At 72.4% G+C, this 26981-nt stretch carries 26 protein-coding genes and 1 pseudogene; 17 read left to right on the top strand and 10 right to left on the bottom strand.

Annotation, left to right across the window (positions count from 1 at the left end; translation table 11 throughout):
* Positions 1 to 196 precede the first annotated feature (196 nt).
* Positions 197 to 787: a TetR/AcrR family transcriptional regulator gene (locus ABZY91_RS33725; RefSeq protein ID WP_355406985.1), complete on the bottom strand. Its 591-nt coding sequence runs from the start codon at positions 785 to 787 to the stop codon at positions 197 to 199.
* A gap of 295 nt (positions 788 to 1082) precedes the next feature.
* Between ABZY91_RS33725 and ABZY91_RS33720 the strand changes: the two genes are divergently transcribed.
* Together ABZY91_RS33720 and ABZY91_RS33715 are read left to right on the top strand one after the other, a co-directional pair.
* A complete protein-coding gene (locus ABZY91_RS33720; protein WP_355406983.1) occupies positions 1083 to 2006 on the top strand; it encodes a chlorophyllase in 924 nt (307 codons plus the stop codon).
* 445 nt (positions 2007 to 2451) lie between these two features.
* Positions 2452 to 2913, top strand: a complete 462-nt coding sequence (locus tag ABZY91_RS33715; RefSeq protein ID WP_355406981.1) for a hypothetical protein — start codon at positions 2452 to 2454, stop codon at positions 2911 to 2913.
* Between the two features lie 161 nt (positions 2914 to 3074).
* Here ABZY91_RS33715 and ABZY91_RS33710 read toward each other — a convergent pair whose 3' ends face one another.
* Positions 3075 to 4799: a helix-turn-helix transcriptional regulator gene (locus ABZY91_RS33710; RefSeq protein WP_355406979.1), complete on the bottom strand. Its 1725-nt coding sequence runs from the start codon at positions 4797 to 4799 to the stop codon at positions 3075 to 3077.
* A gap of 527 nt (positions 4800 to 5326) precedes the next feature.
* Here ABZY91_RS33710 and ABZY91_RS33705 point away from each other — a divergent pair.
* From ABZY91_RS33705 to ABZY91_RS33685, 5 genes are all read left to right on the top strand, one after another.
* Positions 5327 to 5674: a hypothetical protein gene (locus ABZY91_RS33705; RefSeq protein WP_355406977.1), complete on the top strand. Its 348-nt coding sequence runs from the start codon at positions 5327 to 5329 to the stop codon at positions 5672 to 5674.
* 35 nt (positions 5675 to 5709) lie between these two features.
* Positions 5710 to 6000: a hypothetical protein gene (locus ABZY91_RS33700; protein WP_329879496.1), complete on the top strand. Its 291-nt coding sequence runs from the start codon at positions 5710 to 5712 to the stop codon at positions 5998 to 6000.
* Positions 6001 to 6218: 218 nt separating this feature from the next.
* Positions 6219 to 7592, top strand: a complete 1374-nt coding sequence (locus ABZY91_RS33695; RefSeq protein WP_355406975.1) for an FAD-dependent oxidoreductase — start codon at positions 6219 to 6221, stop codon at positions 7590 to 7592.
* 164 nt (positions 7593 to 7756) lie between these two features.
* A complete protein-coding gene (locus tag ABZY91_RS33690; RefSeq protein WP_355406973.1) occupies positions 7757 to 8887 on the top strand; it encodes an NAD(P)/FAD-dependent oxidoreductase in 1131 nt (376 codons plus the stop codon).
* Between the two features lie 901 nt (positions 8888 to 9788).
* Positions 9789 to 10070: a MerR family transcriptional regulator gene (locus tag ABZY91_RS33685; RefSeq protein WP_329879503.1), complete on the top strand. Its 282-nt coding sequence runs from the start codon at positions 9789 to 9791 to the stop codon at positions 10068 to 10070.
* 140 nt (positions 10071 to 10210) lie between these two features.
* On the opposite strand, the gene ABZY91_RS33680 is transcribed toward ABZY91_RS33685, so the two are convergent.
* The 3 genes from ABZY91_RS33680 to ABZY91_RS33670 all read right to left on the bottom strand — a co-directional run bounded on the left by ABZY91_RS33680 (position 10211) and on the right by ABZY91_RS33670 (position 13220).
* Positions 10211 to 11053 (bottom strand): aminoglycoside adenylyltransferase domain-containing protein, encoded by an 843-nt coding sequence (locus tag ABZY91_RS33680; protein ID WP_355406971.1) that lies wholly within the window; start codon positions 11051 to 11053, stop codon positions 10211 to 10213.
* Between the two features lie 201 nt (positions 11054 to 11254).
* Positions 11255 to 11779 (bottom strand): GNAT family N-acetyltransferase, encoded by a 525-nt coding sequence (locus tag ABZY91_RS33675; RefSeq protein ID WP_355406969.1) that lies wholly within the window; start codon positions 11777 to 11779, stop codon positions 11255 to 11257.
* 202 nt (positions 11780 to 11981) lie between these two features.
* A complete protein-coding gene (locus ABZY91_RS33670) occupies positions 11982 to 13220 on the bottom strand; it encodes a helix-turn-helix domain-containing protein (protein ID WP_355406967.1) in 1239 nt (412 codons plus the stop codon).
* A gap of 180 nt (positions 13221 to 13400) precedes the next feature.
* Between ABZY91_RS33670 and ABZY91_RS33665 the strand changes: the two genes are divergently transcribed.
* Positions 13401 to 13577, top strand: a complete 177-nt coding sequence (locus ABZY91_RS33665; protein WP_355406965.1) for a hypothetical protein — start codon at positions 13401 to 13403, stop codon at positions 13575 to 13577.
* A gap of 336 nt (positions 13578 to 13913) precedes the next feature.
* Here ABZY91_RS33665 and ABZY91_RS33660 read toward each other — a convergent pair whose 3' ends face one another.
* The 3 genes and pseudogenes from ABZY91_RS33660 to ABZY91_RS33650 form a co-directional block, all read right to left on the bottom strand.
* Entirely contained in the window at positions 13914 to 14480 is a 567-nt protein-coding gene (locus ABZY91_RS33660) for a GNAT family N-acetyltransferase (protein ID WP_355406963.1), read from the bottom strand.
* 20 nt (positions 14481 to 14500) lie between these two features.
* A complete protein-coding gene (locus ABZY91_RS33655) occupies positions 14501 to 15601 on the bottom strand; it encodes a hypothetical protein (RefSeq protein ID WP_355406989.1) in 1101 nt (366 codons plus the stop codon).
* A pseudogene (locus ABZY91_RS33650) lies at positions 15602 to 15826 on the bottom strand (helix-turn-helix domain-containing protein); the annotation flags it as partial. It lies immediately after the preceding gene.
* Between the two features lie 304 nt (positions 15827 to 16130).
* On the opposite strand from ABZY91_RS33650, the gene ABZY91_RS33645 reads away from it, so the two are divergent.
* The 6 genes from ABZY91_RS33645 to ABZY91_RS33620 all read left to right on the top strand — a co-directional run bounded on the left by ABZY91_RS33645 (position 16131) and on the right by ABZY91_RS33620 (position 21492).
* Complete coding sequence (locus ABZY91_RS33645; RefSeq protein ID WP_355406961.1) at positions 16131 to 16670, top strand: ATP-binding protein; 540 nt, start codon at positions 16131 to 16133, stop codon at positions 16668 to 16670.
* Positions 16671 to 16982: 312 nt separating this feature from the next.
* Complete coding sequence (locus ABZY91_RS33640) at positions 16983 to 18098, top strand: LuxR C-terminal-related transcriptional regulator (protein ID WP_355406959.1); 1116 nt, start codon at positions 16983 to 16985, stop codon at positions 18096 to 18098.
* 77 nt (positions 18099 to 18175) lie between these two features.
* On the top strand, positions 18176 to 19426 hold the full coding sequence (locus ABZY91_RS33635; protein WP_355406957.1) for a hypothetical protein: 1251 nt from the start codon (positions 18176 to 18178) through the stop codon (positions 19424 to 19426).
* Positions 19427 to 20350: 924 nt separating this feature from the next.
* A complete protein-coding gene (locus ABZY91_RS33630) occupies positions 20351 to 20575 on the top strand; it encodes a hypothetical protein (protein WP_355406955.1) in 225 nt (74 codons plus the stop codon).
* Between the two features lie 15 nt (positions 20576 to 20590).
* Entirely contained in the window at positions 20591 to 20881 is a 291-nt protein-coding gene (locus ABZY91_RS33625) for a hypothetical protein (RefSeq protein ID WP_355406987.1), read from the top strand.
* Positions 20882 to 21069: 188 nt separating this feature from the next.
* Positions 21070 to 21492: an ATP-binding protein gene (locus tag ABZY91_RS33620; RefSeq protein WP_355406953.1), complete on the top strand. Its 423-nt coding sequence runs from the start codon at positions 21070 to 21072 to the stop codon at positions 21490 to 21492.
* A gap of 447 nt (positions 21493 to 21939) precedes the next feature.
* Here ABZY91_RS33620 and ABZY91_RS33615 read toward each other — a convergent pair whose 3' ends face one another.
* Both ABZY91_RS33615 and ABZY91_RS33610 read right to left on the bottom strand, forming a co-directional pair.
* Positions 21940 to 22257: a hypothetical protein gene (locus ABZY91_RS33615; RefSeq protein WP_329881382.1), complete on the bottom strand. Its 318-nt coding sequence runs from the start codon at positions 22255 to 22257 to the stop codon at positions 21940 to 21942.
* A gap of 371 nt (positions 22258 to 22628) precedes the next feature.
* Entirely contained in the window at positions 22629 to 23126 is a 498-nt protein-coding gene (locus tag ABZY91_RS33610) for an RICIN domain-containing protein (protein WP_355406951.1), read from the bottom strand.
* A gap of 437 nt (positions 23127 to 23563) precedes the next feature.
* Here ABZY91_RS33610 and ABZY91_RS33605 point away from each other — a divergent pair, with 437 nt between their 5' ends.
* The 3 genes from ABZY91_RS33605 to ABZY91_RS33595 are packed head-to-tail and all read left to right on the top strand — an operon-like array spanning position 23564 to position 26831.
* Positions 23564 to 24319: a (5-formylfuran-3-yl)methyl phosphate synthase gene (locus ABZY91_RS33605; protein WP_355406949.1), complete on the top strand. Its 756-nt coding sequence runs from the start codon at positions 23564 to 23566 to the stop codon at positions 24317 to 24319.
* 8 nt (positions 24320 to 24327) lie between these two features.
* Positions 24328 to 25725, top strand: a complete 1398-nt coding sequence (locus ABZY91_RS33600) for an aldehyde dehydrogenase family protein (RefSeq protein ID WP_355406947.1) — start codon at positions 24328 to 24330, stop codon at positions 25723 to 25725.
* On the top strand, positions 25725 to 26831 hold the full coding sequence (locus tag ABZY91_RS33595) for an NAD(P)-dependent alcohol dehydrogenase (RefSeq protein WP_355406945.1): 1107 nt from the start codon (positions 25725 to 25727) through the stop codon (positions 26829 to 26831). Before ABZY91_RS33600 ends, ABZY91_RS33595 begins: the two co-directional genes overlap by 1 nt.
* Positions 26832 to 26981: the final 150 nt, after the last annotated feature.

Here is a 26981-nt window from a genome sequence, read left to right as displayed (position 1 = left end):
CTCCCCCCCGCCGCGGGGGGGGCGTTGTTCGGGGCCTGCGGGGGGGCCTCCGCCCAGACGCGGGCGCCCCGGCCGGCACTGGTGGGGGCGGGGGGGGCCGCCGCCGGTTCGTGAGTCGTCCCCGCTCGCCGGGGTCGAGGGCGGAAGCGGCCTCGACCCCGCACGGCCGTGGGCGGGCGGTGGGCGGACGCCGTCGTCAGTGCGGGCGGCGCAGCCCTGCGACGAGGAGCGCGACCAGCGGGCGCGCGTCGTAGCGGGGGTCGCTGTCGGCGCCGATGCAGAGGTTCCCGATGCCGCGCATGAGCTGGTAGGCGTCGAGGTCGTCGGAGATCTCTCCGCCGGCGACGGCTGCGTCGAGGAGCTGGGTGCACACCGGCAGCAGGCGGTCGAGGAAGTGGGCGTGCAGTGCCTCGAAGCCGCTGGTGTCGTTCTGGAGTGCGGCTGCCAGGCCGTGTTTGGTGACGAGGAAGTCGACGAAGAGGTCGAGCCACCGTCCGAGGGCGGCGTGCGGGGTCGGGCCCGCCGCGAGCAGGGCCGGCCCGGCTTCGGCGCAGGCTTCGACCTGGTGGCGGTAGACGGCGATGACCAGGTCCGCCCGGGTGGGGAAGTGCCGGTAGATCGTGCCTGTTCCGACGCCGGCCTCGGCGGCGATGTCGCGTACGGGTGCGTCCACGCCCGAGGTGAGGAAGACCGCGGCGGCCGCGTCCAGCAGGGTCTGCTGGTTGCGCCGGACGTCCTTGCGCTTCGACTCGGGTGTGGTTCCGGTGCCCTGACCGCTGTCACCCACCGTGGCGTTCCTCTCGTGAGCCTTGCGATACGGAACGACGTTCCGTATCGTTTGCGGAACGAGGTTCCGTTTTGCTCATGATGGCAGACCCGGAGGCCGGCGACCAAGCCGTCCGCCGCGCTCGCGCTCCACCCGGACGTGACCGGACGCTGCCACCGACACCCGCTGCGCCGACACCGCTGCCGACGCGGCCGCGCGCGAAACGGCTCCCCGACCGGCCCGGCCCGCGGTGCGACCAGCTGCCCGGGCCCACCCGAACCCCACGTTGCGAGAAGTCCGAACGGAAGGTCCTTCCATGTCCGACTCCACCGCCACCGGTACGCCCACCGTGGTGTCGTCCGCGAAACCGCTCGTCCTGCCCGCCCCGGGCCGCGGTGACGACCTCCAGGTCCGTGTGTCCGCGCCCGTGACCGGCAGCGATCTGCCCGTCGTCCTCTTCTCGCACGGCTTCGGCTGGTCGATGGACGGCTACGCCCCGCTGGCGGACCACTGGGCGGCCCAGGGCTTCGTCGTCGTCCAGCCCACCCACCTCGACTCCCGGACACTGGGTCTGCCGGCCGAGGACCCGCGCACGCCGAGGATCTGGCGCCTGCGCGTCGAGGACCTCACCCGCGTCATGGACGGGCTCCAGGTGCTGGAGGCCGCCGTGCCGGGCCTCGGCGGGCGCGTCGACCACGGCCGCATCGCCGTGGCCGGCCACTCCTGGGGAGCCCAGACGGCGAGCACACTGCTGGGCGCGCGCGTCCTGGACCCCGACGGCGTCCCCGGCGAGGACATGACGGACGCCCGCGTCACGGCAGGTGTGCTGCTGGCACCGGCCGGCCTGGGGGACGACCTGGTCCCCTTCGCCGCCGAGCACTTCCCCTTCATGCGGCCGTCCTTCGACGCCATGGCCGCACCGGCCCTCATCGTCGCAGGCGACCGCGACCAGTCCCACCTGTCCACGCGCGGACCGGACTGGTCCACCGACCCGTACACCCACAGCCCGGGACGCAAGAGCCTGCTCACCCTCTTCGGGGCGGAGCACTCGCTCGGGGGCATCCCCGGGTACGAGGTCGCCGAGACCACCGACGAGAGCCCGGCCCGGGTCGCTCTGGTCCAGCAGCTCACGACCGCTTTCCTGCGCAGTGCCCTCCACCCCGGGGACGCGGCCTGGCGGACGGCGGCCGCCGCGTTGGCGGAGAGCACCGACCCGCTGGGGAGGCTGGAGAGCAAGTAGCACCGTCCTCAACGGATTTCGGCCCGGCCCGGTCGGCCCGGTCGGCCCGGGCCGGCGGGTGCAGCCGTCTTCGCCGCGGCCGGGTGTCCTGCACGGCCGGTCGGAGAATCCGGATGTTTGTCCGCGCGGATCGGGGTGAGGAGAGGGTCCGGGTGGGCACAGCGTGGTCCGGCGGCGGGTTTCCCCCCTCTCGCCGTCCGGGCCCGTCCCGCCACGGCTCAGAGCCCGGCCGGCGTGACGTCCCTTCACCGGCGGCCGGGCGTCGCACGTCCGGCCCTGCTGCGGGAGATGCCGGTGACCAGGTCGTCTCGGTGCCTGGCGGTAGGACCGGTGGCGGTGCAGGTGGCCGGCGCCGTTCGCCGACGATGAGGTCCGGGAGTGTCCGGGGAACTCCATCGCGCTGTACGGTCGGGCGAGTACCGCAGCCGTCGACCCAGGAGCCGCGATGGGACCGGATCATGTTCCTGATTGGTTCTGGGAGGTCCTGGAAGCGACACGACCGCGTCTGTCTGCCCTGGAGTTGTGGTTGGAGTCCCCCTCGCGGGAGGTGCTCGAAGCCTTCGCGCTCGCGTACGAGTCCGCGGCGGAGTCGCTGGCCGACTTCTCGGAAGGTCTGAGCGTGGACGGGGACGTCTGGTCCGAGGACAGCACCGAGGATCTGTGCCTGTGGGTCGTCGGGCAGGGCCACGGGCTGTGGAGCTCGGTGGTGGCGGGTGAACTACGGCTGGAAGAAGTCGCTCAGATGTATCTGGGCCGTGCTCCGTTGCTTCCCGAAGGCACGGCGCCGTGGGACGAGGATGTCTCGGACCCTGAGCACCGGGGCTACCAGTCTCCCGGGGCCATCGTCCACGGCGTCTACCGGACACGATTCGCCGAGGAGCTCCATGAACGGCTTGAGGGTAGGTGAGCCCGGAACGGGTCCAGGCTGTGTCCGCGACTACGAGCGGCTGCCCGAACACCACGAGGCCGTGGCGAAGCGGTCGATGATCATCCTCGCGACCCGCCGACTCGCCCCGGTCCTCAGCCGGCTCCCGCGCGACGTGACCGCTTCTCGGTCAGGCGCCCGGATCAGGAGTGGTCGAGCCGGTCCTCGCGGACTCTCCGGGCGAGGTCGATCTTGGTGTGGGTGGGCCGCCCCGCCGCCCGGTACTTGGCCTTGACCCTGCCGAGGTAGTCCTTGGCCGTGTTCGGGGTGATGCCGGCGCGGCGGGCCGCGGAGTCCAGCGTCATGCCCGACGTGTAGTCGAGCAGGATGCGAAGTTCCTTGGGGGACAGGCGCGGTGTGCCGGACGGGCCGGGTCCCGGCTCGGGCGCGTCACCCCTGGCGATCCGGCCGAGCCAGTCCGGCAGGGCGGTGGCCGCCAGGTCGTTGCTGAAGACTTCCGGGTTCCGGCCGCAGCGGTAGACGTCGTCACGGATTCCGCCGTGCCCACGGAAACCGAGGCCGCGGATCAGGTTCTGGTAGTCGGGGCTCGCGGTCGAGACGACGAGGCGTCCGGCTTCGACGCCCTGCCGTAGGACGTGGCGCAGGAGGTGGGCGCGCGCGGCCGGGTCGCGGCAGTGCGCGGCGCCGAGGAACAGCCCGCCGCCGGTCAGGGTTCCGCTGTGCTGCTGGAGCAGCGGTTCCACGCCGTCGGCCGTGCGCGCGCCGATCGGCATCAGGTTGGCCACCCCGATCGCCCGGCCGTCGCGGTCGTGGGCGAGGTGGAAGGCGGAGATGTCGTCGGCGGCCCAGCGTTCGGTGAGGCGTTCGCAGCGGCGCGGGTCGAAGCCGCTGTGGAGGGCCCACTCGTGCATCAGCCGGGCGATGTCGTCGCCGTCCGTGGCGAGGGCGGTGCGGAAGCCCACGGTGCGTTCGCCGGCGGGGAAGAGTTCGCGGCGCAGCAGCGGATGGCCGGTGAGGAAGAGCCCGTGGTCGGCGAGTTCGGCACGCTCCCGGCCGTGGTGGGCGCGGCCGAGGAGGGTGAGGCGGTAGTCGCGGGCGTGGCTGCGGGCACTCTCGTGCGCTTGCGGCCGGCGCCAGCGGTAGGCGAGTTCGAGGATCGTTCGGTACGGCTCGGTGATCCGCAGTCCGAGGGCGCCGCGCTCGACGATGCTGAGCGCGGCGAGCCGGGTGAACTGGTCGGGACCTCCCGGGAGGAGCTCCTCGTCCGCGGCCCGCACGGTGGCGAGTGTCCGCAGTGCGTGTCGCCACCGCCGGCCGGGCAGTTCGCGGCCGAGGCGCTCCAGGATCACCTCGGCGAGCTGGTCGGCGATCGCACCGGGGGATGCCGGTGGCGGGGAGCAGGCCAGGGCGCGGCAGGCGGCGTCCGCCAGCAGCGGGATGCCGCCCGCGAGTCGAACGGCCAGCGCCCGTCCTTCCTGGGACTCGACGGCCGCCGCCATGGTGGTGATGCGACCGTCGCAGGCCGGTGGCAGGGCGAGGGCGGCGATGTGGGGGTGTGTCCAGCGCGGATCGGCCAGGACCGGCCGGCGGCTGACGACGACCAGGCTCGGGCGCCGGGCGGCCGTGTCCTCGTCCAGTGCGGCGCTCACCGCCTCCCGCCGCTGCCGGCCGTCGACGCCGTCGATCACCAGCGTGCGGTGTGCGGTGGCCGGGTCGGCCAGGGCCCGGCGCAGCTCGGACAGCGCGCGGGGCAGGTCGAGGTCGATCCTTGTCGTGCCGTCCAGCCGTGCTGCCAGTCGGGACTTCCCGACCCCGAGCGGGCCGGTCAGGTTGACCAGCCGATGGGCGGCCAGCGCCCCCCGTAGCTCCTCCAGCGTCTGCGAGCCGTTCCCCCCGGAGCCGCCCACGAACACCCCCTGTCGTGCCGGGTTCGTTGCTTGACGCACCGTACCGCCGGCGGTGTCCCGCCCCGGGAGTGACACGCCGTCAAGTTGACTCTCGGGTGCGGGTGAGGTTGCAGACGGGCGGCCGATCGGCAAGCCCCCCGAACGGGCGGCTGACGGGCGGCCGACGTACGGAACTAGCGTGCGGTCAGGGCCACCACCGCACGACCGACGCCCGCGGACCTGCCCCTCCTCCCGGTGTCGAGGGGCCTTCACGCGGGGGTGGCGGCCGAAGGACGCAAGCGAGAGGAGAGACCCGGATGAGAACCCGGACGAGATGGCCGAAGGCGGTCCGCGGCGCGGTGACGGCGGCCGGCGGACGTGGGGGACGTGGGGGACCTGGGGGACGGACGGGGGCCACGGCCGGTGTGCCCTTGGCGGCGCGGTCCGGACGCGGGAGGGACGCGGCCCGTACCGCGGAGCCGACACCGGCCGGGTCCGTGCGCGTCGACCGTTCCCGTGACCGCCGAACCGACGACCGAGGAGTTCCCGTGGGCCGCTCGTCCGCGTTCCGTCTCCGTCCCCTCGCCGTGGCCCTCGCCGCCTCGGCGTGCCTCGCCGCAGGAACCGCGTCCGCCCAGGCGGCCCCGGCCGGAGCCGAGGCCGTCGCGGGAGGCGCGTACGCGAACCCCGACGTCCTGTCCGAGGTAAGGACGTTCACCGGCAACGGGGTCGGCACCTCGCCGTCCCAGGCGGTGGACGGCGCGGTCCGCACGGCCCGCGCGGTCGCCCAGTCGGCCGGCTGGCAGGCGAGCCAGTGCCACGTCCGCGCCACCGACGTCCGGTCGGTCGGCGGCGGCGTGTACGCCGCCGTCGCCAGCCTGTTCTGCCAGCGCTGAACCCCACCGATGTCCACCCAGAAGGAGATACCGACATGACCTCGATGCTCGCCCGGAGTGGGGCTGCCGTCGTTCTCGCGGGCCTCGCCGTGCTCGCGCCGACCGTCGCGCACGCCGACGCCCGCGTGCAGGAGACGCGGAACTTCACCGGCTCCGCCTACGAGAACAGCCCCAAGGAGGCCAAGCGGGAGGCCGAGAAGACGGCCCGCCGGAGCGCGTTGATCAGCGGATTCCTCAACGAGCAGTGCGTGCTGCTCTACGCCGACTCCTACCGGCTCGCCCCCGGCTACTACGGGGCCAACGCCGCGATCAGCTGCACGCGCTGATCCGTCGGATCTCCCGCTGGGGCGCACCGTTGCGCCCCAGCGGGACTTCGCGGTCCGGCGCGCCGTGCGACTCGGTCCGCCCCGCAGTCGTCCCCCGCACCCGTCCCGGCACCCTCCCCCGCGGCCCGCTCTCCGAGCCGCGGGGGAGGGTGCCGGTCGTCGAACGGAGATCATCAAGCAGTAAGATCGTTTCGCAACACGACGCGAAGGGAAGCTCTGTGGCGCGGGTTGCGGTGATCGGTGGGGGCATCGGCGGGCTGGGGACGGCGCTGATGCTGGGGCGGCGGGGCCATGCGGTCACCGTGTTCGAGCAGGACGCGCGACAGGCCGGCGAGGACCTGGACCGCGACTTCTTCCACTGGGCCAGGCCCCGGATACCGCAGGCCGTCCAGCCCCACTCGCTCCTCGCACCCGTCCGCGCCGTGCTGCGCACCGAGGCCCCCGACGTCTACGCGGACCTGCTGGCGCGCGGAGCCCGGGAGTACCACGAGTTCGACTGGTTCGGCGAGCATCCGCCGCATCGCGACGGTGACGAGGACCTGGTGACCCTGCGCACCCGGCGCATCGTGCTGGAGGCCGCCCTGACCGCGGCCGTCCAGCGGGAACGCACCGTCGACGTGCGGCGGGGCTGCCGGGTGAGCGCCCTCACCGTCGAGGAGGGCCGCCCCGCCCGGGTCACCGGCGTGCGGGTGGGCGCGGAAGCGCACGGGGCCGACCTCGTCGTCGACGCGTCCGGCCGTCGCTCGCCGGTGCCCGCCTGGCTGATCGAGGCAGGCTGCCGTCCGCCCGTGGTCGACAGCCACCGCACCGGGATCGCCTACCTGTGCCGCTGGTACCGTCTGCGGGCGGACGGCCCGCGCCACCCCGGGCGGGTGGCCAACGGTTCGGCCGCACCGTTCGCGCTCGCCGGTGTCTTCCCGTCCGACAACGACACCTTCGCGGTGAACCTGGTGCTCTCCACGGGCGATCCGACCCGCGGCGCGCTCACCGACCCCGCCGTGTTCGAGGCCGCCGCCCGCCGCTTCCCCGCCACCGCCGCCTGGCTCGACCTGGACCCCGAACCGCAGTCGGCCGTCCTGGCGATGGCCGGCCTGGACAACCGCTGGACGTCCCTCAGCGACGAGGACGGACCCGTCGTCACCGGTCTGGTCAACGCCGGGGACAGCCTCGTCCATACCAACCCCACCCTGGGTCACGGTGCGGCCCTCTGCCTGCGCGCCGCCCAGTACCTCGCCACCCATGTCGACCGGATCGCCCGGGACCCCGCCGACTACCACGCCTGGACGCGGCAGGTCCTGCGCCCGTGGTTCGACGACCAGGTGGCGGCCGACCGCGTCAACGAGCAGCGCCTCGCCGAGAACGCGCCGCCCCCGGACCGGCGGGCCGCCGCGGTGGCCGCCTGCGCCTTCGACGATCCCGTCGTCATGAGGGCCCGGGCCCAGGTACGCCATCTCCTGCGACCGGCCGGCGACGCCTACGGCACCGACGAAGTGGACCGGCACGTCACCGCCTGGCTGGACGCGAACCCGGACTTCTCGCCGAAGCACGACGGTCCGACCCGGCGCCAGTGGGACGCGGTCGTCGCGGGCTGAGGGCGTCCGGGCCGGTGCGCGGTGACGGTCGGATGACGGAGGGCTGTCGGTCGGCTGCCGGTCGGGTGTGGGCCGGCTGCCGGTCGGCTGTGGGCGGGGTCTGCGAAGTTTCCGGAGACGGCCGCCGGAACCCACCGGGCGGCTCGAACCCGAGGAGCCAATTCATGGACACCCACGTCACGATCATCGGTGCCGGACTCGGCGGACTCACGCTGGCCCGCGTCCTGCACGTTCACGGCATCCCGGCCACGGTCTACGAGGCCGAGGTCTCCCCGACGGCGCGTACGCAGGGCGGGATGCTCGACATCCACGACTACAACGGGCAGCTCGCCCTCGACGCCGCCGGCCTGATGGACGAGTTCCGCGCCGTCGTCCTGGAGGGCCGCCAGGCGATGCGGATCCTCGACCGGGACGGCACCGTCCTGCTCGACAAGGCCGACGACGGCACGGGCGGACGCCCCGAGGTGCAGCGCGCCGACCTGCGGCAGGTCCTGCTCGACTCGCTGCCCGACGGCACCGTCCGGTGGGGGCACAAGGTCACCGCCGCCCGTGCCCTCGGCGAGGGCCGCCACGAGGTGGCGTTCGGTGACGGCAGCACGATCGTCACGAGCCTGCTGGTCGGCGCGGACGGCGCGTGGTCGCGGGTGCGGCCGCTGCTCTCCGACGTCACCCCCGAGTACACGGGCACGTCGTTCGTGGAGACCTACCTGTTCGACGCGGAGACCCGGCATCCGGCCGCGGCGCGAGCGGTCGGCGGCGGGTCGATGATGGCACCCTCGCCGGGCGCGGAGATCTTCGCCCACCGGGAGAGGGGCGAAACCCTGCACACCTACGTGAACTTGACGAGGACTCAGGAATGGTTCAAGGAGGTTGACTTCACCGATCCGGCCGCAGCCGCCGCGCGGATCGCGGGGGAGTTCGACGGGTGGGCGCCGGAGCTCACGGCCCTGATCACCGACGGGGACACCGCGCCGGTCCTGCGTCCCCTCTACGCCCTGCCCGTCGGGCACGAATGGGACCGGGTGCCGGGGGTGACCCTGATCGGGGACGCCGCGCACCTGGTGGCCCCGAACGGCGAAGGCGCCAACCTGGCGATGCTCGACGGCGCCGAACTCGGCAAGGCCCTCGCCGCCCACCCCGGCGACGTCGAGGCCGCGCTCACCGAGTACGAGCGCGCCATGTTCCCGCGCAGCGCCGAGTTCGCCGAATTCGTGTACCTCGACCCCGACGGGATCGACTTCGGCGACAAGGCGGCCCCCGGCCCGGCCGGCACGATCGCGGGGGAGGGCCACTGAGCCGGGAGCCGGGAGCCGGCAGCGGAGGTGGTCGGCGCCCGGGTGGGCGCCGATCCGGCCCGGCGGTACCTGTCTCCCCGGCTCCGAAAAATCTGTGCGCGCCGCAGTAGACATTGCCTGGGGGCGGGTCTAGCGTTTCTCTCGTAGGCAGCAGTCGGCGGTACCGGCCGGTTCAGTTCCGGCCAGCGTCGTCGAGCGCAAGTCCGCAGTGCGGTACGGCAGTGGAGTCCCGAAGCCAGGCAGGTGCAGGACGGTGACGGGACTGGCCGCCGGACCGGGTGGCCCGCAGGTGTCAGGGGCCGCCGAGTACGCGCAGTACGCAGTTCCGTAGGTGCAGTACCAGCAGTCACACAACGGACACGACCTCGGCAAAGGCGTCAGGACTGCAGGCGCGCGTGCCGAGGAGTCCGGGCAGTGGGGTTCCAAGCCACGAAGGCGCACGACGGGCGACGGGGCTGGCTGCCGGACCAGGTGGGCCCTCAAGGCCACCGACCGGAAGGTGCAGTTCAGAAGGCGCAGTACCCCGCAGTAGCGCACTACCCGCAGTACCGCAGTACGGAAGCGACAGGTCAGTACCGAGGATGAAATGGAGGGCGCAAGCGCCATCAGGATCGCCCGGCCCGTGAACACTCGTCCGGGCGGACACCGCAGACCCCAAGGCAAGGACGGTGGTTTCCGGTCACGCATACGCGATCCCCGCACATCCCCCCAGGGGCCGTGCGGAAGCAGAGGACCGGCCCAGGCCGGTAGATGGTGTTGTTTCCCCTTCGGGGCCCCGGAGCCGCCACGGCGCCGGGGCCCCTCGACGCGTTCTCCCGAGAACCAGAGAGGTGCAGTGACTACAACGACCGGCCCCGGCACGCCCGACAAACTCGACGACGACGACTATCCCGCCTACACCATGGGCCGCGCCGCCGAGATGACCGGCACCACGCCCGGATTCCTGCGCGCCCTGGGCGAGCACCGCCTCATTACCCCGCTCCGTTCCGACGGCGGCCACCGCCGCTACTCCCGCTACCAACTGCGCATCGCCATGCGTGCCCGCGACCTCGTCGACCAGGGCACCCCCGTCGAAGCTGCCTGTCGCATCGTCATCCTCGAAGACCAACTCGAAGAAGCCCTGCGTCTCAACGAACAGCTCCGCCGTTCCCAGCCCGGTCAGGAGCCCCCCGCGGGTAGTTGACCCACCGGCGCCCGGACTTCACGGCGCGGCCCGGCCGCCCGGCCGGCGTGACGCCCGTTCACCGGCGGCCGGGCGGCGCACGTCCCGCGCCCGGCCGCCCGGGGGCGCCGGGCGGGGGGCGGGGGGCGGCGGGCTCGGTGTCAGGGCGAGTCGCCGGTCGGGGCGATGACCGGGGTGGGGGCCGGGGTGGGGGCCGGGGTGGCCGTCGCCTCAAGTCGTTCGCGGACCCAGCTCAGGAAGGCCCGCACGTCGGCCGCGGGCAGCGTGGCCGTGGCCGGACGGGGCTGTTCGAAGCTGCGCAGCGCGCTCTCGATCAGCGGCCGGAAGCCGGGCTCGGCGGCGGCTGTCGTGCGGGCCGCCTCCCGCTTGGCCTTCCACCGGCCGGTGCGGCGGTACACCAGCGCGCGGCAGCCGTTGAGCACCCGGTTGTCCGCGAGGTGGCCCTCGCCGTCGGCGTGTTCGCGCACGCAGGCGCGCAGGGCGGCGGACACGTCGGCCGGGTCGGGTTCCGCGATCACTTGGCATGCCGCCTCGCCCCACAGGGTGATTCCGGCCCGGTGGGCGATCGAGCGGTCGATGACGAACCAGAACGCGGGTGCGCCGGAGGTGTCGTGATCGGCCCGGTCCGGTAGCAGCGGGCCGGTGTTGAGGTTCAACAGGTACCCGGGAGCGCCCGAGGGGCGGGCGGCGAAGTCCGCCCCGTACACCACCAGTTCGAGCCCGGCCGCCGGGCAGGGCAGCCGGGGGTGGGCGAGCTCCCCGGCCAGTTCGCGCAGGGTCGGTGCCGGCAGGTCCGGCTCGACGACGACCACCACGTCCACGTCGCTGCGGCCGTGCCGGTAGTCCCCGAGCGCCACCGACCCGACCGCGAGCACGCTCACCAGGTGCGGCCCGCACACGGACCGGGTGCGGCGGACGAGTTCCGCCAGGTAGGTGCGCAGTTCGGCGGGGATCGACCGCCGGTCCTCGGCATCGTGGGTCATGGGCCCAGTCTGCCCGGACGCGCCGTCACCCGGGGGACCGGCTGCGCCGTTTTGCCAGCAATCCACTGTGCCTGGTACTCAACGCAAAATTCGGTGAACGTTCTGACGAAGGGCGACCCGAATTTCACCAGTACACAAGTTCCCTCTGACGTTCGTCCAGCCGGAGGCGCCTCCCCTGATTTCGGCCCTGTGGGGGGGGGACTACGTGAGTACGGCCAGTTCCTGCAGCATGACGGCGTACAACGGCGCATCCTCGAAGGGGCGGTGCTCGCCGACCTTGGCGTACCCCCAGCGCTCGTACATCGTTTGGACCCGGGGGTGGGTGGTGTCGACGTAGAGCACCGCGAGGGCCTCGGAGCGTTCGGCGACGAGGGCGGCGTGGACGGCTTGGGCGATTCCTTGATTCCGCCATGACGGGCGCACCATCACCTCGGAGACGGCGAACGTTCGGGCCGGATCGGGTGCCGGGTCGAGATGAGGACGCCACCACTCGGAGCCGTCTGTCAGGGGTGCGCCGTAGGCGAAGCCGACCGGAGTGTCGCCTTCGTATGCGACGACGCAGGAGTACCCGGACCGTGTGGTCCAGTGATCGACGAACCAGCCGAATCGTTGAACGAAGGGATCGTCCGCCTGTTCCCGATAGGCATCGGAGTGGACCTCAAGCAGTACCTGGCGGTGTTCCTCAGGCAGGTTGTCGCCGTGGAAGTGGCGGAGGTCTATGGTCATCGCGAGCCTTCCGGGGTACGAAGGTAATCGGTCCACTCTCGCGTAACTGGGAAGTCTGGCGCCAGGGTGATGAGTTCTCGGTGGCGTTGATGTCGATCCCACCACCATGTTCGATCGTCATCCCGGCTGGGTAGGCCCCCGGGTCTGCCAGCGCGGCCAGCGCGGCGACGGCGTTGCTGCCCAGGCGAACAGCGCCGCCAACTCAGAATCCAGTCGGGATGCCTACTGTCTCCGCGAGCTCCAAGGTCTCCTCGCGCATTGACCGCGGAGCCCGACGCCAGAGTTCGGCAGCCACCGTACGGGCCTGAGGGGTGAACTGGACTGTCTCCCGGGAAACCTTCAACGCCCTACCCATGACGTGCAGCGCAGCAGTGCGATCTCCCCTGTCCAGGTGCGCACGAGCAGCATCGACCCACAGCCGAGTACGTCGCTCGGTCGAAGGAATCGCATCGGGATCGATTGCGTCCGTCAGGTTCAACGCCTTGCCCGAGCTGCGTAGTTCGGTATTGATGCTGATGGCGTGCAGGTCCGTGTTGGCCCGTCCGAACACGGTGGAGAGCTCCGCGTACCCAGCCGGCAGCGACTTCGCGACCTGGTCGGCCGTGTCCCAGAGCCGCCACGCCTGCCCCTCGCGACCGTCTTTGGCCTCGGTGATCGAGGCGTGGAGGTGCAGGGCACCGTAGAGTCCCCGCCAGTGCAGCGGCGCCTCGGGCAGGTGCGGGCGCAGGCGTTCGATGGCCGTGGTGGTCAGCATCATTGCGCCCTCATGCTCACCGACCGCCCGGAGCGTGTTGGCCAGGTTCCACGCGGCCGCGCCCATGGCTGCGGGGTCGTCGGCATCGGCTGCTGCCGCCATGGCCCGATCGCCCAGCATCCACACGGCCTCGGCCGGCCCGATGTAGGCGATCACCTGCTGTGCAAGGCGGTACGAAGCAGCGAGCGCGCTGAGAACGCGCCGACGTTCCTCGCCTGCGCTGTGGGCCACGAGCGCCTCACCCAAACGGATGAGGTCAGGAACGATCAGACCGACGTCGGTCCGGTTGTCCGCTGCCCGGTGCCAGAGCTTCCACCCGGCATCCACATCGGCGCCGTAGCTTCTCGCGGTGGTGCCTTCCGGAATCTGTGCCGGCCCGCAGGTCCCGCGTTCCAGCAGGACCGCCCACACGGCTGCCGACGCCGGGTGGTACAGCCGTCCGGTACTGATCGGCTGGGGTGAGGATGCGGGCCCGGTGAGAACCGAGAGGTCGTCGATGCGCAGCGACAACGCGATCTTCTGCAGCGCGGCATGGGAATTGAGGGGGCGCTGGTTCTGTTCGATCTTCTTCAACCAGGCGGTACTCCGGCCGACCAGACCGGCGAGGACGGCTTGGGTCATGCCGCGGCGCTCGCGCTGAAACTTGATGCGCTCGCCTACGGTCAGTTCGTCGGATTGCTCGGACATATGCCTCTCCCTGGCTGCTTGCGGCCTCCGGGACGCTGACCGATCCCGTGGCCCCAAAACACACCGTAGAGCGGGCAGAACCTGCTGCACAGGCGTTCACCCGGACGTGGTGGGGGGCAGCCAGGCAAGGGGGGACAGATTGGGTCCCCTCGCATGATGCCGTCACCGTACGGTCCTCTCATGTCACTCCCCGCAGTGCACGCCTCCCCGCGTCGGGGCGGCGAGATCAACTACGACCCGCTGAGTGGTGAGATCCGGATACCGCTGGACCTGGCCCGGCCCCGGCCGTCCCTCGGCGACGCGATACCCGTACGCCCCCGGCACCCGAGCTCGCGCCGCCCCACTCCGGTCGCGTAGCACTCACCGACTCCCGGGGTGTGCAGCCTCCCGCGGTGCTGCACGCCCCGGGCTCCAACCCCCTTCCCGGACGCCCTCCGGGAAGGGGACGCGGAAGAGCAGCGAGTCCCCTCACCGATCACGCCTGAGCTCACCGCGCGGACCGCGCCCGGAACGCCTCCCCGGGAACTCAGCATCCACTCGGCCTCGGCCCCACCAGAACGTAGACGCCGGTGACGGTCTCGCAGGCCCGCCCGATCTCGTCCTGATCGAGTTGGGCCAGAGCAAGGCGAGCAGTGGCCAGCGCCCAGCTTCGCCGTTTCGATCGCCATCCCGGCAGAGTAACTCCAGGGCCTGTCACCGCAGCAACGCGGTGACAGGCAGGACCATGGCGTTGTACACCGGGGAGTCCGGAGCGTGCTTGATCTGCCCGATGATCTTGTACCCCCAACGCAGGTACGCGTCGTGCGCCGGCTGGTTGGTAGGGATGCACGTCAACGTCGTCCACTGCTGCCCCCGACCGATCACAGCCCCGTCGTGAAGCCGCCGACCAACACCCCTGTTGGTGTGGATCGGCAGCACCATCAACTCGCGCAACCAGAAGACGTCCCCGGCCTGCGAAGCCTTCAGGACGTCGTCCGGCCGCTGCTCGCCGATGGACAGCCACCAGGTGCGGTCCTCGGGCAGGGTGACACCGTGCAGGTACCCGATCAGCATGCCGCCGGCCCGGGCCGTAACGCACTCGAACCCTGGCATCTCCATGGCACCGAGCAACCGCTCCTGAAAGGCTTCCGGCGTGAAGAACGGATCCCCCTGGTAGGGCGGCACGTCATAGACCTGGGCGTACACCGCGATCAGATCCGGAATCAGCTTGGCGGTGCCGGCTGCGGTGTGCCGTTCAAGGTGAAGTTCGGTCAGTGACACGGGGTCTCCTCGCTGGTCTGTCAGGCCGCACAGGCGGTGATGCGTTCCACCGTCTCACGGGCCCGCGGCTCGTCCTCGTAGGACCGCAGACCACCGGCGACAGCGAGCAGGACCCGCTTGTTCCGGGCGGATGCCATGCCGTTGCCGATCATCCGAACGGATTGGTCGGCCGCCTCAACGGAGTGATCCAGATCGCCGGCTGACAGGGCGGCGCTCGACAGCCGAACCAGGCACATACCGCGGTTGCGGTCGTGCGCGGTGTCCTGCATCTGAGCGGAACGGTCCAGCAGGCCAACGGCCGGTCCGTGTTGGCCAAGGTCGCTGCGGCACATCCCCTCAAGGCACGTCAGTTCTGCCTCGTTCAGGAAGAGCGTCCACTGCGGGTCCCGATCCGTGGAGCCTTTCTCGAACGCCCGCCAAGCCCGCGTGATTGCCTCGTTGGCGCTGGCGACGTCTCCGAGGCGGGCATACCCCTGAGCTTCGCGGACAGCCAGCAGGGAGTGCACCCGGGCCGGCGCCCACCGTCCCGCGTGGCGGGCGGCGAGCTGGGCATATCGAACGGCGTCCCGTGCCTTCCCGCCAAGGTCAACGGCCTGACGGGACATGTTCGCCAGCGTTCGTACCGTGAGGGCGTCATCACCGGACAGCAACGCCGTGTTGAGGGCCTGCGACCAGAACACCGATGCCCGTTCCTGGAGCTCGGCGTCGTAGCAGTACCAGCCCAGCGACGTGGTGAGGGAGCCGGCAATGCCGTGCAATTCCGCACCGATCTGGTCGGTGTACTGGGCCCGGTCCAGCAGGTCGTGCACCACATGAAGCGTGTGCTGAGCTGAACGCCAGAGCAGGTTTCCACCAAAGCGCTGGTCAAGGGCATCGAGGTTGCCGAGCGTCTCTCGCAGTTCCTCGACCTGGTCGTCACCGACCCGGACAGTTCCAGCAGGACTGGCGGCAGCAGAGGAGGCCAGCCACGGCAGCCGACTGAGGACGGCGGCCGTGCCGGCGGCAGACAGAAGGTCTCGTCGGTTCACAGGCGGGATGATGGCTCCTTCACTGGGCCGCGCGCCAGAGGCCGTTGGCCGGAATTCGACCGGAAGAGCGAATCCAAGCTCGTCGTACGCCATACCGAAGGTCTCGCAGAGCGCTCGCAGCGCATCCGGCCGGGGCAGCGGCGGATCGGCCTGTTCCCACCGTCGCCACGATCGCTCTGATACCTCGAAGGAGTCCCGGCCGATCAGCCGCTTCCCGGTTTCAGATACCTCGCGGACTGCTCGCTCTTGCGTCCACCGGCGTTGCCTGCGCGCTTCGTACAGGCGGTCATTGCGCCCTCGCCGTACGGGGGTACTCATGGCGCGTCCTTACGCATTGTCACATTCCAAACATAGAACGTGAATCGGCCGACCGGCCGCCACTCTGACCGAATTGGGCGCAACCGGCCACTCAGTGGCCGGTCGAGTGGCCTTCTCCCCGTTGGGGCCCGCTGCTGAGATGGGGGCCCTGCTACGGAACGGCTTCCGGCATCGTCACGTGTTTCGTTCCGTAGCAGGGCCCCAGCACCTCCAATCGGTAACGTCGCCACCGGAGGAAGTCATGCACCAGCCCAACCCTCCCCGGTTGGCCAACCCCGCCAGCCGAGTCCGCGTTCTGCCTGCTGTGCTCAGCAGCGCCCGTACAGCCCGGCAGGCCACTGCTCAGGCGGTCAACGAACTCGGCCTGGTCCTCGACGAGGACCAGCTGGACGACGCCAAACTGCTCGCCTCCGAGCTGGTCAGCAATGCCGTCAACCACGGCAGCTCCGACGGTGGTGAGTTGTGCGTCGTCTGGACGGCCGTTCCCGGCGCGTTGAAGGTCGCCGTGACCGACCGGAGCAGCACCCCGCCCCGCCTCCGGGCGGCCACCGAGGACGACGAGAGCGGCCGCGGCCTCGCTCTCGTCCGTACCCTGGCCGACCGCTTCGGCTGGCACTCCGAACCCGGCGGCGGCAAGACCGTGTGGTTCACGCTGGTGCTGAACCAGACCGCCGTCAGCCGGCCGTTGACCACCGGGGTGCCCTTGCCCACCGCCGCGGTGACGACCGCCGTTCTGCGGGCCCACGGTCTGATCGGCCAGGCCCGGCCCCGGCCGTCCCTCGGCGACGCGATACCCGTACGCCCCCGGCACCCGAGCTCGCGCCGCCCCACTCCCGTCGCGTAGCACTCACCGACTCCCGGGGTGTGCAGCCTCCCACGGTGCTGCACGCCCCGGGCTTCAACCCCCTTCCCGGACGCCCTCCGGGAAGGGGACGCGGAAGAGCAGCGGGTCCCCCCACCGATCACGCCTGAGCTCACCGCGCGGACCGCGCCCGGAACGCCTCCCCGGGAACGCGGCCCGGACCGCGTCGGCCTCGCTATCCGGCGCCGGCACCGGCCCGTGGAACACATCAGGGCCGGTGCCGCTGGTGGGACCCCTCTCGTGCGGGGGTCCCACCAGCACTCCCAGCGTCCACGACCACGAACGGCTCTCACCGTGACCATCGGCATCCCGCACTCACCGTCTGTTTTCGGCACCCCGTGTCCCAGGTGCAACGACCACCTGATCCTTGACCGGACCGGCCAGCAGACGCTGGAGATGATCGCCGGCGGCATGGCCGACGACGAGATCACCGAACGGAACGGCTGGAGCCCGGGGCAGGTGCAGTGGCACGTCCGCAGCATCCTCGAACGCCTGGAATCCCGTAGCCGGGTCCAGGCTGTCGACATCGGGTACCGTGCCGGGCTACTCCCGCTCCTGTCGAATCCGCCCAGTCTGAACCGACCGCTGGACCCGCTGGAGTTCTACGCGTTCGTCTCCTCCACCCGAGGCAACCCCCGGCGCGTCACGACGCGGCTGCTCGGCGTCGGTACCGAGGCCGTCAAGTCCGCCCTTCAGAGGGTCCACAAGCGGCTCGGGCTGACCGACGGCAAACGCTACGGCCCACGCGCCGTCTACCTCCTCCACAACGCGAAGCTGCTGCCCGACTCCCATCCGTGCCTGTGCCAGCCCCTCGAACCACTTCCCTCACCTGGCGAACTCGCAAGCCTCAGGCGGGAGTTCGACGCAGCGCTGATAGGCGGGCAGGGCACACCCTGCCCCCGGTGCGGTGTTCAGGTGAAGCTCAACATGACCGACTACCGGGCCCTCGTCCTGATGGCCCGGGGTCTGAGGAACCCCGAGATCGCCGAGATCCTCAAGACGGGCAGCCGGTTCGTCGCGTTCCGCATCAAGAGGCTCCGAAAGGTGCTGGAAGTCGCCGCCCGCCGCCCGATCAACAGGGCCGGGGCCGTCGACTTCGGTTGGCGAGCAGGGCTCCTGCCCGTACCGGCCGACCTGCCCGCACCCCCGCCGGTGATCGAGGACCGCGCTCTGACGGCCGTGCGGTTGATCGCCAAGGGCTCCACCACGCTCCAGGCCGCAGAAGCCATCGGGGTCGTTCAGGACACCGTTGCGAGGGCGCTGCGGCGCACCTACGAGCAGGTCGGAGTCACTGGCTACTGCCAGTCGGTCGAGGCCGTCTACCGGCTCCACGGCCTGGGCGTACTGCCCGACGGACACCCCTGCGGCTGCACGCCTTCGCCCGGCGCTGCCCCGACCGCGGGGACCTGATGACACCCCCCACCGCGGGCGCCTGCCGTCCCGGTCCCACCCGCCGCTCCCACCCGAGCCCCACCAAGGAGGTCCCGGTGCTCCTGCCCCCGTCCCTCAGCGCCCTGCTCGGCCCGTTCACCCCGGCCGCCGTCCCCGACACGGACGACCTCCTGGACGCCACCTGGCAGGTCGACGCAGCAATCGACCACGTCCTCAAGCTCCTCGACCCCGGCCCGGCCGGCCTCGCCGACGGCTCCTTCACCGGACCGACCGGCACCACGCTCATGCTCGCCGCCCCCGACCGCCACACCCCCGGCCTCTACCTCCGGCTCCCGGACGGCGGCACCACCCCCACGACGACGGCCCCGGTCGCCACCGTCACCCTGCCCCTGGCCGGTGCCCTCCACCTCGCCGCCTACCGTCACCGCGTCGACGCCGTTCGCGGACGACCGCAGTACCTGCGCACGCTCGACCCCGGCCAACTCGCCGTCATCCACACCGGCGCCACCACGTCCCTGACCGGCAGCGCCGACAGTGCACAGCTCATCGTCGCCCACCAGCCGCCGGCACACCGCGGATCCCTGCCGCTCACGGTGGCCGACTGCCGGCGGGCCGGCGAGCACGCCCGGGCCTGCCTCACGACACCACCCGAACAACACGACTCGTACTTCCGCACCCAAGGGCACTGGCTCGGCGACATCCCCGCCCTGCACCCCACCGACCTGGACAGGTTCCACCACCAGAGCGCCCCCGCGCTCACCCGGCTGGCAACCGACCGACCCCTGATGAACCGGCTCGTCGAAACCCTCCGCTTCGACCCGGAGCGGTTCGAAGCCAGCCGCGCCACCCTCCTGACGGACCGCCTGGTCCTCCACGCCGCCGAACAGCGCGGCTTCGAGATCCGGCTGAACACCTCGTTCCGCCCGGACAACCAGCGCGTACCGCACGACCACGCCCACCCGCTCACCACACGCGTCCTGACCGGCGGGTACGTGCAGCACGTCTACCGTCGCACCGACCGGGGAACCGGCCCCTTCACCTCCCGGGACCTGGCCCCCGCCGTCACCACCACCGAGCTGCCCGGCAGCACCTACAGCCTCGCTCCCGCCCTGGTCCACCAGGCGGTGATGCTGCCCGGCAGCACCACGCTGCAGCTGCGCGGTCCCCGCACCCGCACCGCGACCGCCGCGAGCGACCTCGTCCTGTCGCCGATCCACCGCCCGGCCCCCGACGACGGCGAACCCCTCCTGCACTCCCGCCCTCTCACGGACGCCGAGCACGAGACCCTGCGCGAACACCTGGTAGGTCAGGGCCTGCTGTCTGGTCGGCCTCGCGCTCACCTTTGACCAGGCCGAGGAGGGCCGGCAGACGCTCGCCGCCCTCCCTGGCGAGCACCGCCGGCAGATCGTCCGAGGTGCTCATGCCGCCGGGCCGCATCTCGATGCCCGTGGCAGGTACCACGGCACGGCCGGGGCCGGCGGGCCGAACCCGACCCGGAAGACGGCGTCGTAGATGTCATCAGACTCAGCGACGGCGCCCACCGAAGCCGGCGCCGTGATCACCCACGCCAGTTTGCCGGCCTCGGCAGGCCTTGGGTGGCGTGCGTGGTGTGGGCCGTACTGAGGGTCGGGTCGGTGGTCGGCGGCGCAGGTGCGGGGGGCTGGTTCGTGGGCGTGTGGGGCGCCGCGCGGTGGGCTTCGACGTGCTCGTGCGTCCTGTGCTGGTCCTGGCTGCCCATGAGGGTCCGTTCTGTGCGGTGGTTGATCGTCGAGAGGGATGGAGTTCCCACTTCCGGGGCACTCATGCGGCCGGTCACCCGCATGGCCGTAAAGTGCCATGTGTCGGGGGCGCGTGACCCCTACGGGCACGCCCCCGAACCACGTGGCTCGTAGCGGGCGGCGTCATGGCGCGCCTCTGCTGCCCCGGCACGTCCGGCCCCCGGGTACGGAGGAAGTGTCCGCGCAGGTCAGCGAACGGTCGGAACGGGTCCGGGTAGCCCGTTCGGGTGGCGGTGAGGTTCGGCGGGCCGACGGGGCGGGCAGATCCCTCGACATGACGACATCTTCGACGAGGCGCCCTCGCCGCCGCCCGGCCGCCCGCGCCGTCCCCTCCACCGCTGCGCCCGCCCGCGTCCACGTGCCGCAGGCCTCGGCCCGGCCACGCGGAGCGGGTGGGTGCTGCCGGACGTGGTCCAGCGAGCACCTCGTGCGGGGCGGGGCGGTCGTGCGCACGACCTGGCACGAGCCCGCCTGCGCGACCTCGGATCGGGCGTGACCGCTCCGGCCCTTGGGGACACCCGGTTCGGGCCCGGCGGCACGGTGGTGCGCCGCGGCCTCCACCTCGGCCGGGAGTGGTCCGACCGGCCCTGTCGGGCGCTCGCCGACACCGGCGCCGCGCTGCGCCCCGCCTCCTGGCCGGGCATCTGCTCCCTCGCCCCTTCCACCTGTGCCACTGCCCTGGGCACCGGTGACGACGCCGATCGGGCGGAACCGTAGGTCCGCCGCCGGGCACTGACCGCCCTCGCCTCCGCCGGGACCGAACCCACCCGGCCGAACTCACCCGGATCGGGGAGGCGGTACGGGCCGACCACGCCTGCGAACCGCGGCGGCCGGTGGTGCTCCGTGCGCGTCTGCGGCAACCGCACCAAGGCCCGACCGGTCCCGGCCCCCGCACCCGGAACGCGACCGGATGCCGGTCCGGGGCCGGGCGGGCGGCCGGCCCGTCCGCCGCCCCTCCGGGCGGCTTCGACACGGGAGCGGCCACACCCGCGTGGTGAAGGCCGCCGGTCGCGCCAGCCCTGACGCCGACGACGGTGACGGTGACGAGTCGGCGTCCACTCTCCGCCACGCTCGGGTGCGTCACGTCTCCCGTCCGCGCGGGCACTCGGCGGTCTGTCGGCCGGGCCTGCGTCCGACACCCGTCCGTGCGTGCTTCGGTGAAACGGGGGCAGCCGACCCCGCAAGGCAACCGAGGCATAGGGAGCAGCACCATGAGCGGACAGGAGCCCGCGATGCGGGCGCTCGGCTGGGCCAGGGCACTGCCCGTCTCCGGAGGCGTGCGGGTGGGCCGGATCTGGGCCCGGCGGCACCTCGACGAACTGGGCTGGACGGAACGCGCCCCCGAGACGGCCGATGCCGTCGTCCTCACGATCTCCGAACTCATCACCAACTCCCACGTACACGCCCGCAGCGACGCGGAGCTGGTGCTGACGTGGGACGGCAGCTGCCTGTACGTCAGTGTCCACGACGCGTCCAGCCAGGAGCCGCGCCCGCGCGAGGCCGGGCAGGACGCCGTCTCGGGCCGCGGTATGGCCCTGATCGAGGCCCTCGCCGACACGTGGCAGACCCGGCCCGACGAGCGCGGCAAGACGGTCACCGCCTGCTTCCACCCGCCCGGACACCCGGGGCACTGACCCCCGGCCGCCGACCGGTGCTGCCCCTGAGCCGCCCCTCTGGACGGCGCTCTGCGGGCCGCGCGGGCCACTTCTCGAAAGGGAGTCGGATGAAGACGAGCAGACTGGTCGCCGGAGCGATGGCCGCGGCGACGACGGGGGTCCTCACGGCGGCACTGCACGCCGTGGCGGTTCAGGCGCGGAACAGACTGGAGCGCATGCTCCTTGACCAGGCGGAAGGCTTACGGGCCCGGTCGGGCGTGCCGCTCTGGCCCGGCCGCCGCCGCCCTCGACGCGCGGGGGTCGGGCACCGCGCACCTGCGGGCGGGTTCGGCGGTCGGCCGGTCGGGTAGGGTCCGCCCGCCAGTGCTTCCGGACCGCCCCGGGCCGGTCCGCGTCGCACGTGCCCGGGGCGCGCCCGGAGGGCACCAGGACGCGGCCCGCCTCGGGGCCGCGGACTCCGGTGCGTCACGCCATGGTGATTCCGGTCGTCACCGGATCTCCGAGCGGGGCTTCGTCGGCCGGCAGGCCGACCCTGCGGAGCGCATCCGCCGCGAGGTCCCGCGCCTCGGCCTCCGCCGCGCCGGAATCGGCGGCCTCGACCTCCAGCCGCAGGCTGAAGGCCGACGAGTCCGGGTAGAGGGTGAGGAGGTCCAGGTCCTCGGCCGCCCCCAGGTCCGTCTCGCGCGGATCGGACGCGCGCAGCGCACGGACCAGCTCCGCGCGGGTCTCGGGGGTCGGCTCGGTGAGGAAGGTGCCGGGAACGGTCACGACGTAGATGGTCATGCGACACGGATGCCCCGAAACGGCGGAGGAAACCCACCCTTCACACGCCGTGCCGCATTCGGCCCAAGACGCTCTGCCGGGCACGCGACCTGCGGGGCGACCACGTCCTCATCCGTGCCGGGGAAGGCGAGGTCCGCAGTGGGCGAGCAGCCAGGGAGTGCTGTGGAGTGCGTCGATGACGGTGGTGCCGGCGGGCGAAGCCCGGTCGGACGCCCTGTCGGTCAAGGCTGGGGGCCGGCACGCGCGCGGAGAGCGCGGCGACGGTCATTCCCTGGGCGTGGACGGGGTTGAAACAGCAGCTCGAATCGCCGATGGCGACCAGGTTGTCCGGCAGACCGCCGGAGATCACGGCCTGGGCGAGGAGTGCGACGCTACCGCCAAGCCTGTGTGGGGGAGCGGTTGCAGTCCCATTGGGTGACGACAACGCCGTTCTGCTGGGAGCCGCCCCTGATTTCCAGGCACCGGCGCGAGTTCAGATTCCCGAGGTTGCCGGTCTGCCAGTCCCAGAACCACTTCTGGGTGTCTGAGCCGTTGCAGTCCCACTGATTGGCGCCGGCGCCGTTCGCCTTGGAGTCACCCCGAATCTCCAGGCACTTGCCCGAGTTTGCGTTGACAATGGTGCCCCATCCGCTCGGGTTGGAGCTATACCACTTTTGAGTGGCCGAGCCGTTGCACTCCCACTGGTTGGCGCTGGCGCCGTTCTCGGTGGAGTCACCCCAAATCTCCAAACACAGACCCGAGTTGCCATTCCTCCAAGTGAAGGGCCCTGCCGAGGTCGCGGCACTGGCGGACGGTGCGCTTGCAGTGACCATGATCATGATTGCTCCGGCTGCCAGTGCCGTCGTTCCCTTGCTGATGCGAAGATCCACAGTTCTCCCCAGGCCGGTGGTAGCCCAAAGCTTCCCTCCTGGGGCTCGGCTGAACGGTTCGGTTGCAAAGTGGCTCGAAAACATGACCGCCGCCCGACGTTTGTCTTGAACGGATTTCACCGGAATCCGGTTCCGGGAATGGGGTCGCCGCGTCGGGCTCTCGGCCCGCGCGGCCGGTCGAGCAGTGGCGTCGGCGAGGGCTTGGAGGGCTGGTCGGTGGGGTGGGCCGACGGGGACTGCTCGACCGTGTCGAACGTGTGTGTACGGCGCACGGTGGTGCGGGGCGCGCCGGGGCGGTGATCCGCTCGGGTTTCGCGCGCCCTACCGACGGCTGCGCGCCGCAGTGATGATGAACGGACTGTCAGACCGCGAGTGATCCGAATGGCCCGCGTCCCTGCCCTCCGGCAGGTGCGCGGGCGATGGAATGGAGTCCCACGGTGTTGCTTCTCATCTCCCCGGACAGCGTCGAGGAGGCCCTCGACTGTGCCAAGGCGGCGGAGTACCTCGACATCGTCGACGTCAAGAAGCCCGACGAGGGCTCGCTCGGCGCCAACTACCCGTGGGTCATCCGGGAGATCCGCGACGCCGTGCCGGCGGACAAGCCGGTGTCCGCCACCGTGGGGGACGTGCCCTACAAGCCCGGCACGGTGGCCCAGGCGGCGCTCGGCGCGGCGGTCTCCGGAGCCACGTACATCAAGGTCGGCCTCTACGGCTGCACCACGCCCGCCCAGGCCGTCGAGGTCATGCGCGGGGTCGTCCGAGCCGTGAAGGACTACCGGCCGGACGCGCTCGTCGTCGCCTCGGGCTACGCCGACGCGCACCGGATCGGCTGCGTCAACCCGCTGGCCCTGCCCGACATCGCCCACCGCTCCGGTGCCGACGCGGCCATGCTCGACACCGCGATCAAGGACGGGACGCGGCTCTTCGACCACGTTCCGCCCGACGTCTGCGCGGAGTTCGTCCGGCTGGCCCACCAGGCCGAGCTGCTCGCCGCGCTCGCCGGAAGCGTCAAGGCGGTGGACCTCGGTGAGCTGACCCGCATCGGCACCGACATCGTCGGCGTCCGCGGGGCGGTGTGCGAGGGCGGTGACCGCGACGCCGGGAGGATCCGGCCGCAGCTGGTGGCCGCCTTCCGGGCCGAGATGGACCGGCACGCCCGGGAGCACGCCGTCGCCGTCGCTGCCGCCGGCTGACCGGCGGCATGCCGACCGACGAGGCCGTGCGCCCCACGGGTGACCGGCGCTTCGCCGTCCTCGACCCGGCCACGGGCGAGGCGTTCGACGAGGCCCCCGACCAGCGGCCGGAGGAGGTGGACGCCGCCGTCGACCGGGCCCATCGGGCCTGGCGCGGCTGGCGGGCCGACCCCGCCGCCCGCGCCGCCGCGCTGCTCGCGGCGGCCGACGCGGTGGAGTTGGCCGGGCCCGAGCTCGCCCCGCTCCTCACCCGCGAACAGGGCAAGCCCCTGGCCGAGTCGTCCGCGGAGGTCGCCCGTACGGTGGCCCGGCTGCGCTACTTCGCCGAGCTGGACCCGCGGTCCCGGCCGATCACGGACGGCCGGCCGGTGCGCAGCGAGGTCCGCTGGCGACCGCTCGGGCCGGTCGCCGCGATCGTCCCGTGGAACTTCCCGCTCCAGCTGGCGTCGGCGAAGATCGCGCCCGCCCTCGCCGCGGGCAACACCATGGTGCTCAAACCCTCCCCGTTCACCCCGCTCGCCACCAGGCTGCTGGGGGAGGTCCTGTCCACCGCGCTCCCGGCGGACGTGCTGACGGTCGTCACCGGCCGCGAACCCCTCGGCGCCCGTCTCGCCTCCCATCCGGGCATCCGGCACGTGACCTTCACCGGCTCGGTCCCCACCGGGCGGGACGTCGCGAGGGGCGCGGCGGCCTCACTGGCCCGGGTCACCCTGGAGCTGGGCGGCAACGACGCCGCGATCCTGCTGGACGACGTGGACGTGGAACGGATCGCGGACCGGCTGTTCTGGGCGGCGTTCCGCAACTGCGGACAGGTCTGCATGGCGGTCAAGCGCGTGTACGCCCCGGTCCGGCTCCACGCGCAGGTGGTCGAGGCGCTCGCCCAGCGGGCGAAGGCCGTCACCGTCGGAGCCGGGACCGACCCGCGCACGCAGCTGGGTCCGGTCAACAACGCGCCCCAGCTGGCCCGGGTCGAGCGCTACACGGCCCGGGCCCTGGCGGACGGTGCCCGCGCCGCGGCCGGCGGCCGGCGACTGGACCGGCCCGGCTACTTCTTCGCGCCGACGGTCCTGACCGATGTCCCGCCCGACAGCCCGGTGGTGACGGAGGAGCAGTTCGGACCGGTCCTGCCGGTCCTGCCGTACGGGAGCCTGGACGAGGCCGTCGAGGCGGCCAACGGCACCGGGTACGGGCTGGGCGGCTCGGTGTGGGGGACCGACCTGGACCGGGCCGAGGCGGTGGCCGACCGGCTGGAGTGCGGGACTGCGTGGATCAACCACCACGCGGAGCTGTCCCTCGCGCAGCCCTTCGCGGGCGCCAAGGAGAGCGGCGTGGGCGTCGCGGGCGGGCCGTGGGGGCTCTACGGGAACCTCAGGCCGTTCGTCCTGCACCGTCCGGAGGAGGCGTGATGAGGTTCGACGCCGCGGTGCTGCGCGGGTACGGGGGCCGGTTCGCCGTCGAGGAGGTCGTCCTGGACGGAGGCCCGGCGGACGGCGAGGTCCTCGTCAGGATCGCGGGCTGCGGGATGTGCCGGACGGATCTCGCGGTCCGGCGTTCGGCCGGTCGCTCACCGCTTCCCGCCGTCCTCGGCCACGAGGGGGCCGGGGTCGTGGCGGAGACCGGTGGCCCGGACACCGGCCTGAGTGTCGGCGACCACGTCGTCCTGAGCTTCGACTCGTGCGGGCACTGCCGGAGCTGCAAGGGCGGGGCCCCCGCCTACTGCGACTCCTTCGCCTCGCTCAACCTCTTCGGAGGGCGCGAGGAGAGGGCGGCGCGGTTCACCGACGCGGCCGGGCGCCGGCTGGCCCCCCGCTGGTTCGGCCAGTCCTCGTTCGCCGAGTACGCGATGGTCCCGGCCCGCAACGCCGTCCGGGTCGATCCGCTGCTCCCCGTCGAACTGCTCGGACCGCTCGGCTGCGGCTTCCTCACCGGCGCGGGAGCCGTGCTGAACTCCTTCCGGGCCGGCCCGGGCGACACCCTCGTCGTCCTCGGCGCCGGCGCGGTGGGCCTGGCCGCGGTGATGGCGGCGACCGCCGCGGGGGCGGTGACCGTGGCCGTCGACCGGCATCGCGAACGGCTGGCCCTCGCCGAGCGGTTCGGCGCGTTCCCGCTGCGCACCGCCTCGGCCGGCCTGTCGGGCCCGGCGGACCTGCCGGACCGCATCCGGCGGCTGACCGACGGCGGCGCGCAGTTCGCGCTGGACACCACGGCGTCGGCTCCGCTGATCAACGACGCGCTCCGGTCCCTGCGCCCGAACGGCCACCTCGGGCTGGTGGCACGGCTCCACACCCCGTTGCCCCTGGAGCCGGGGACCCTGGACAGGGGCCGGCGGATCTCCCACATCTGCGAAGGGGACGCGGTGCCGGGGCTGCTGATCCCGCGGCTGACCGGGCTGTGGCAGGCCGGTCGGTTCCCCTTCGACCAGCTGATCCGTACGTACCCGCTCGCCGCCGTCAACGAGGCCGAACGCGACTGCGAGGCGGGGCGGGTGGTCAAACCCGTCCTGGTGCCGTAGCGGAGGAGGGGCGGATGAGCGGGGGGCCGTGACAGCGGCCGGGGCCCGGCGGGCGGGAGCCGCTCCCGCCCGCCCGGACGCGGAGCCGAGGTGGACCTCGGGGTCACGCGGGCGGGGTCCGCCCGCGGCTCCAGCTAGAGCGCCAACGCG

The sequence above is a fragment of the Kitasatospora sp. NPDC002965 genome, from assembly GCF_040611255.1.
Taxonomy (GTDB): Bacteria; Actinomycetota; Actinomycetes; order Streptomycetales; family Streptomycetaceae; genus Kitasatospora.
Note: the sequence above shows the minus strand (reverse complement) of the source record. Positions and strands in the feature narration are given on the sequence as shown.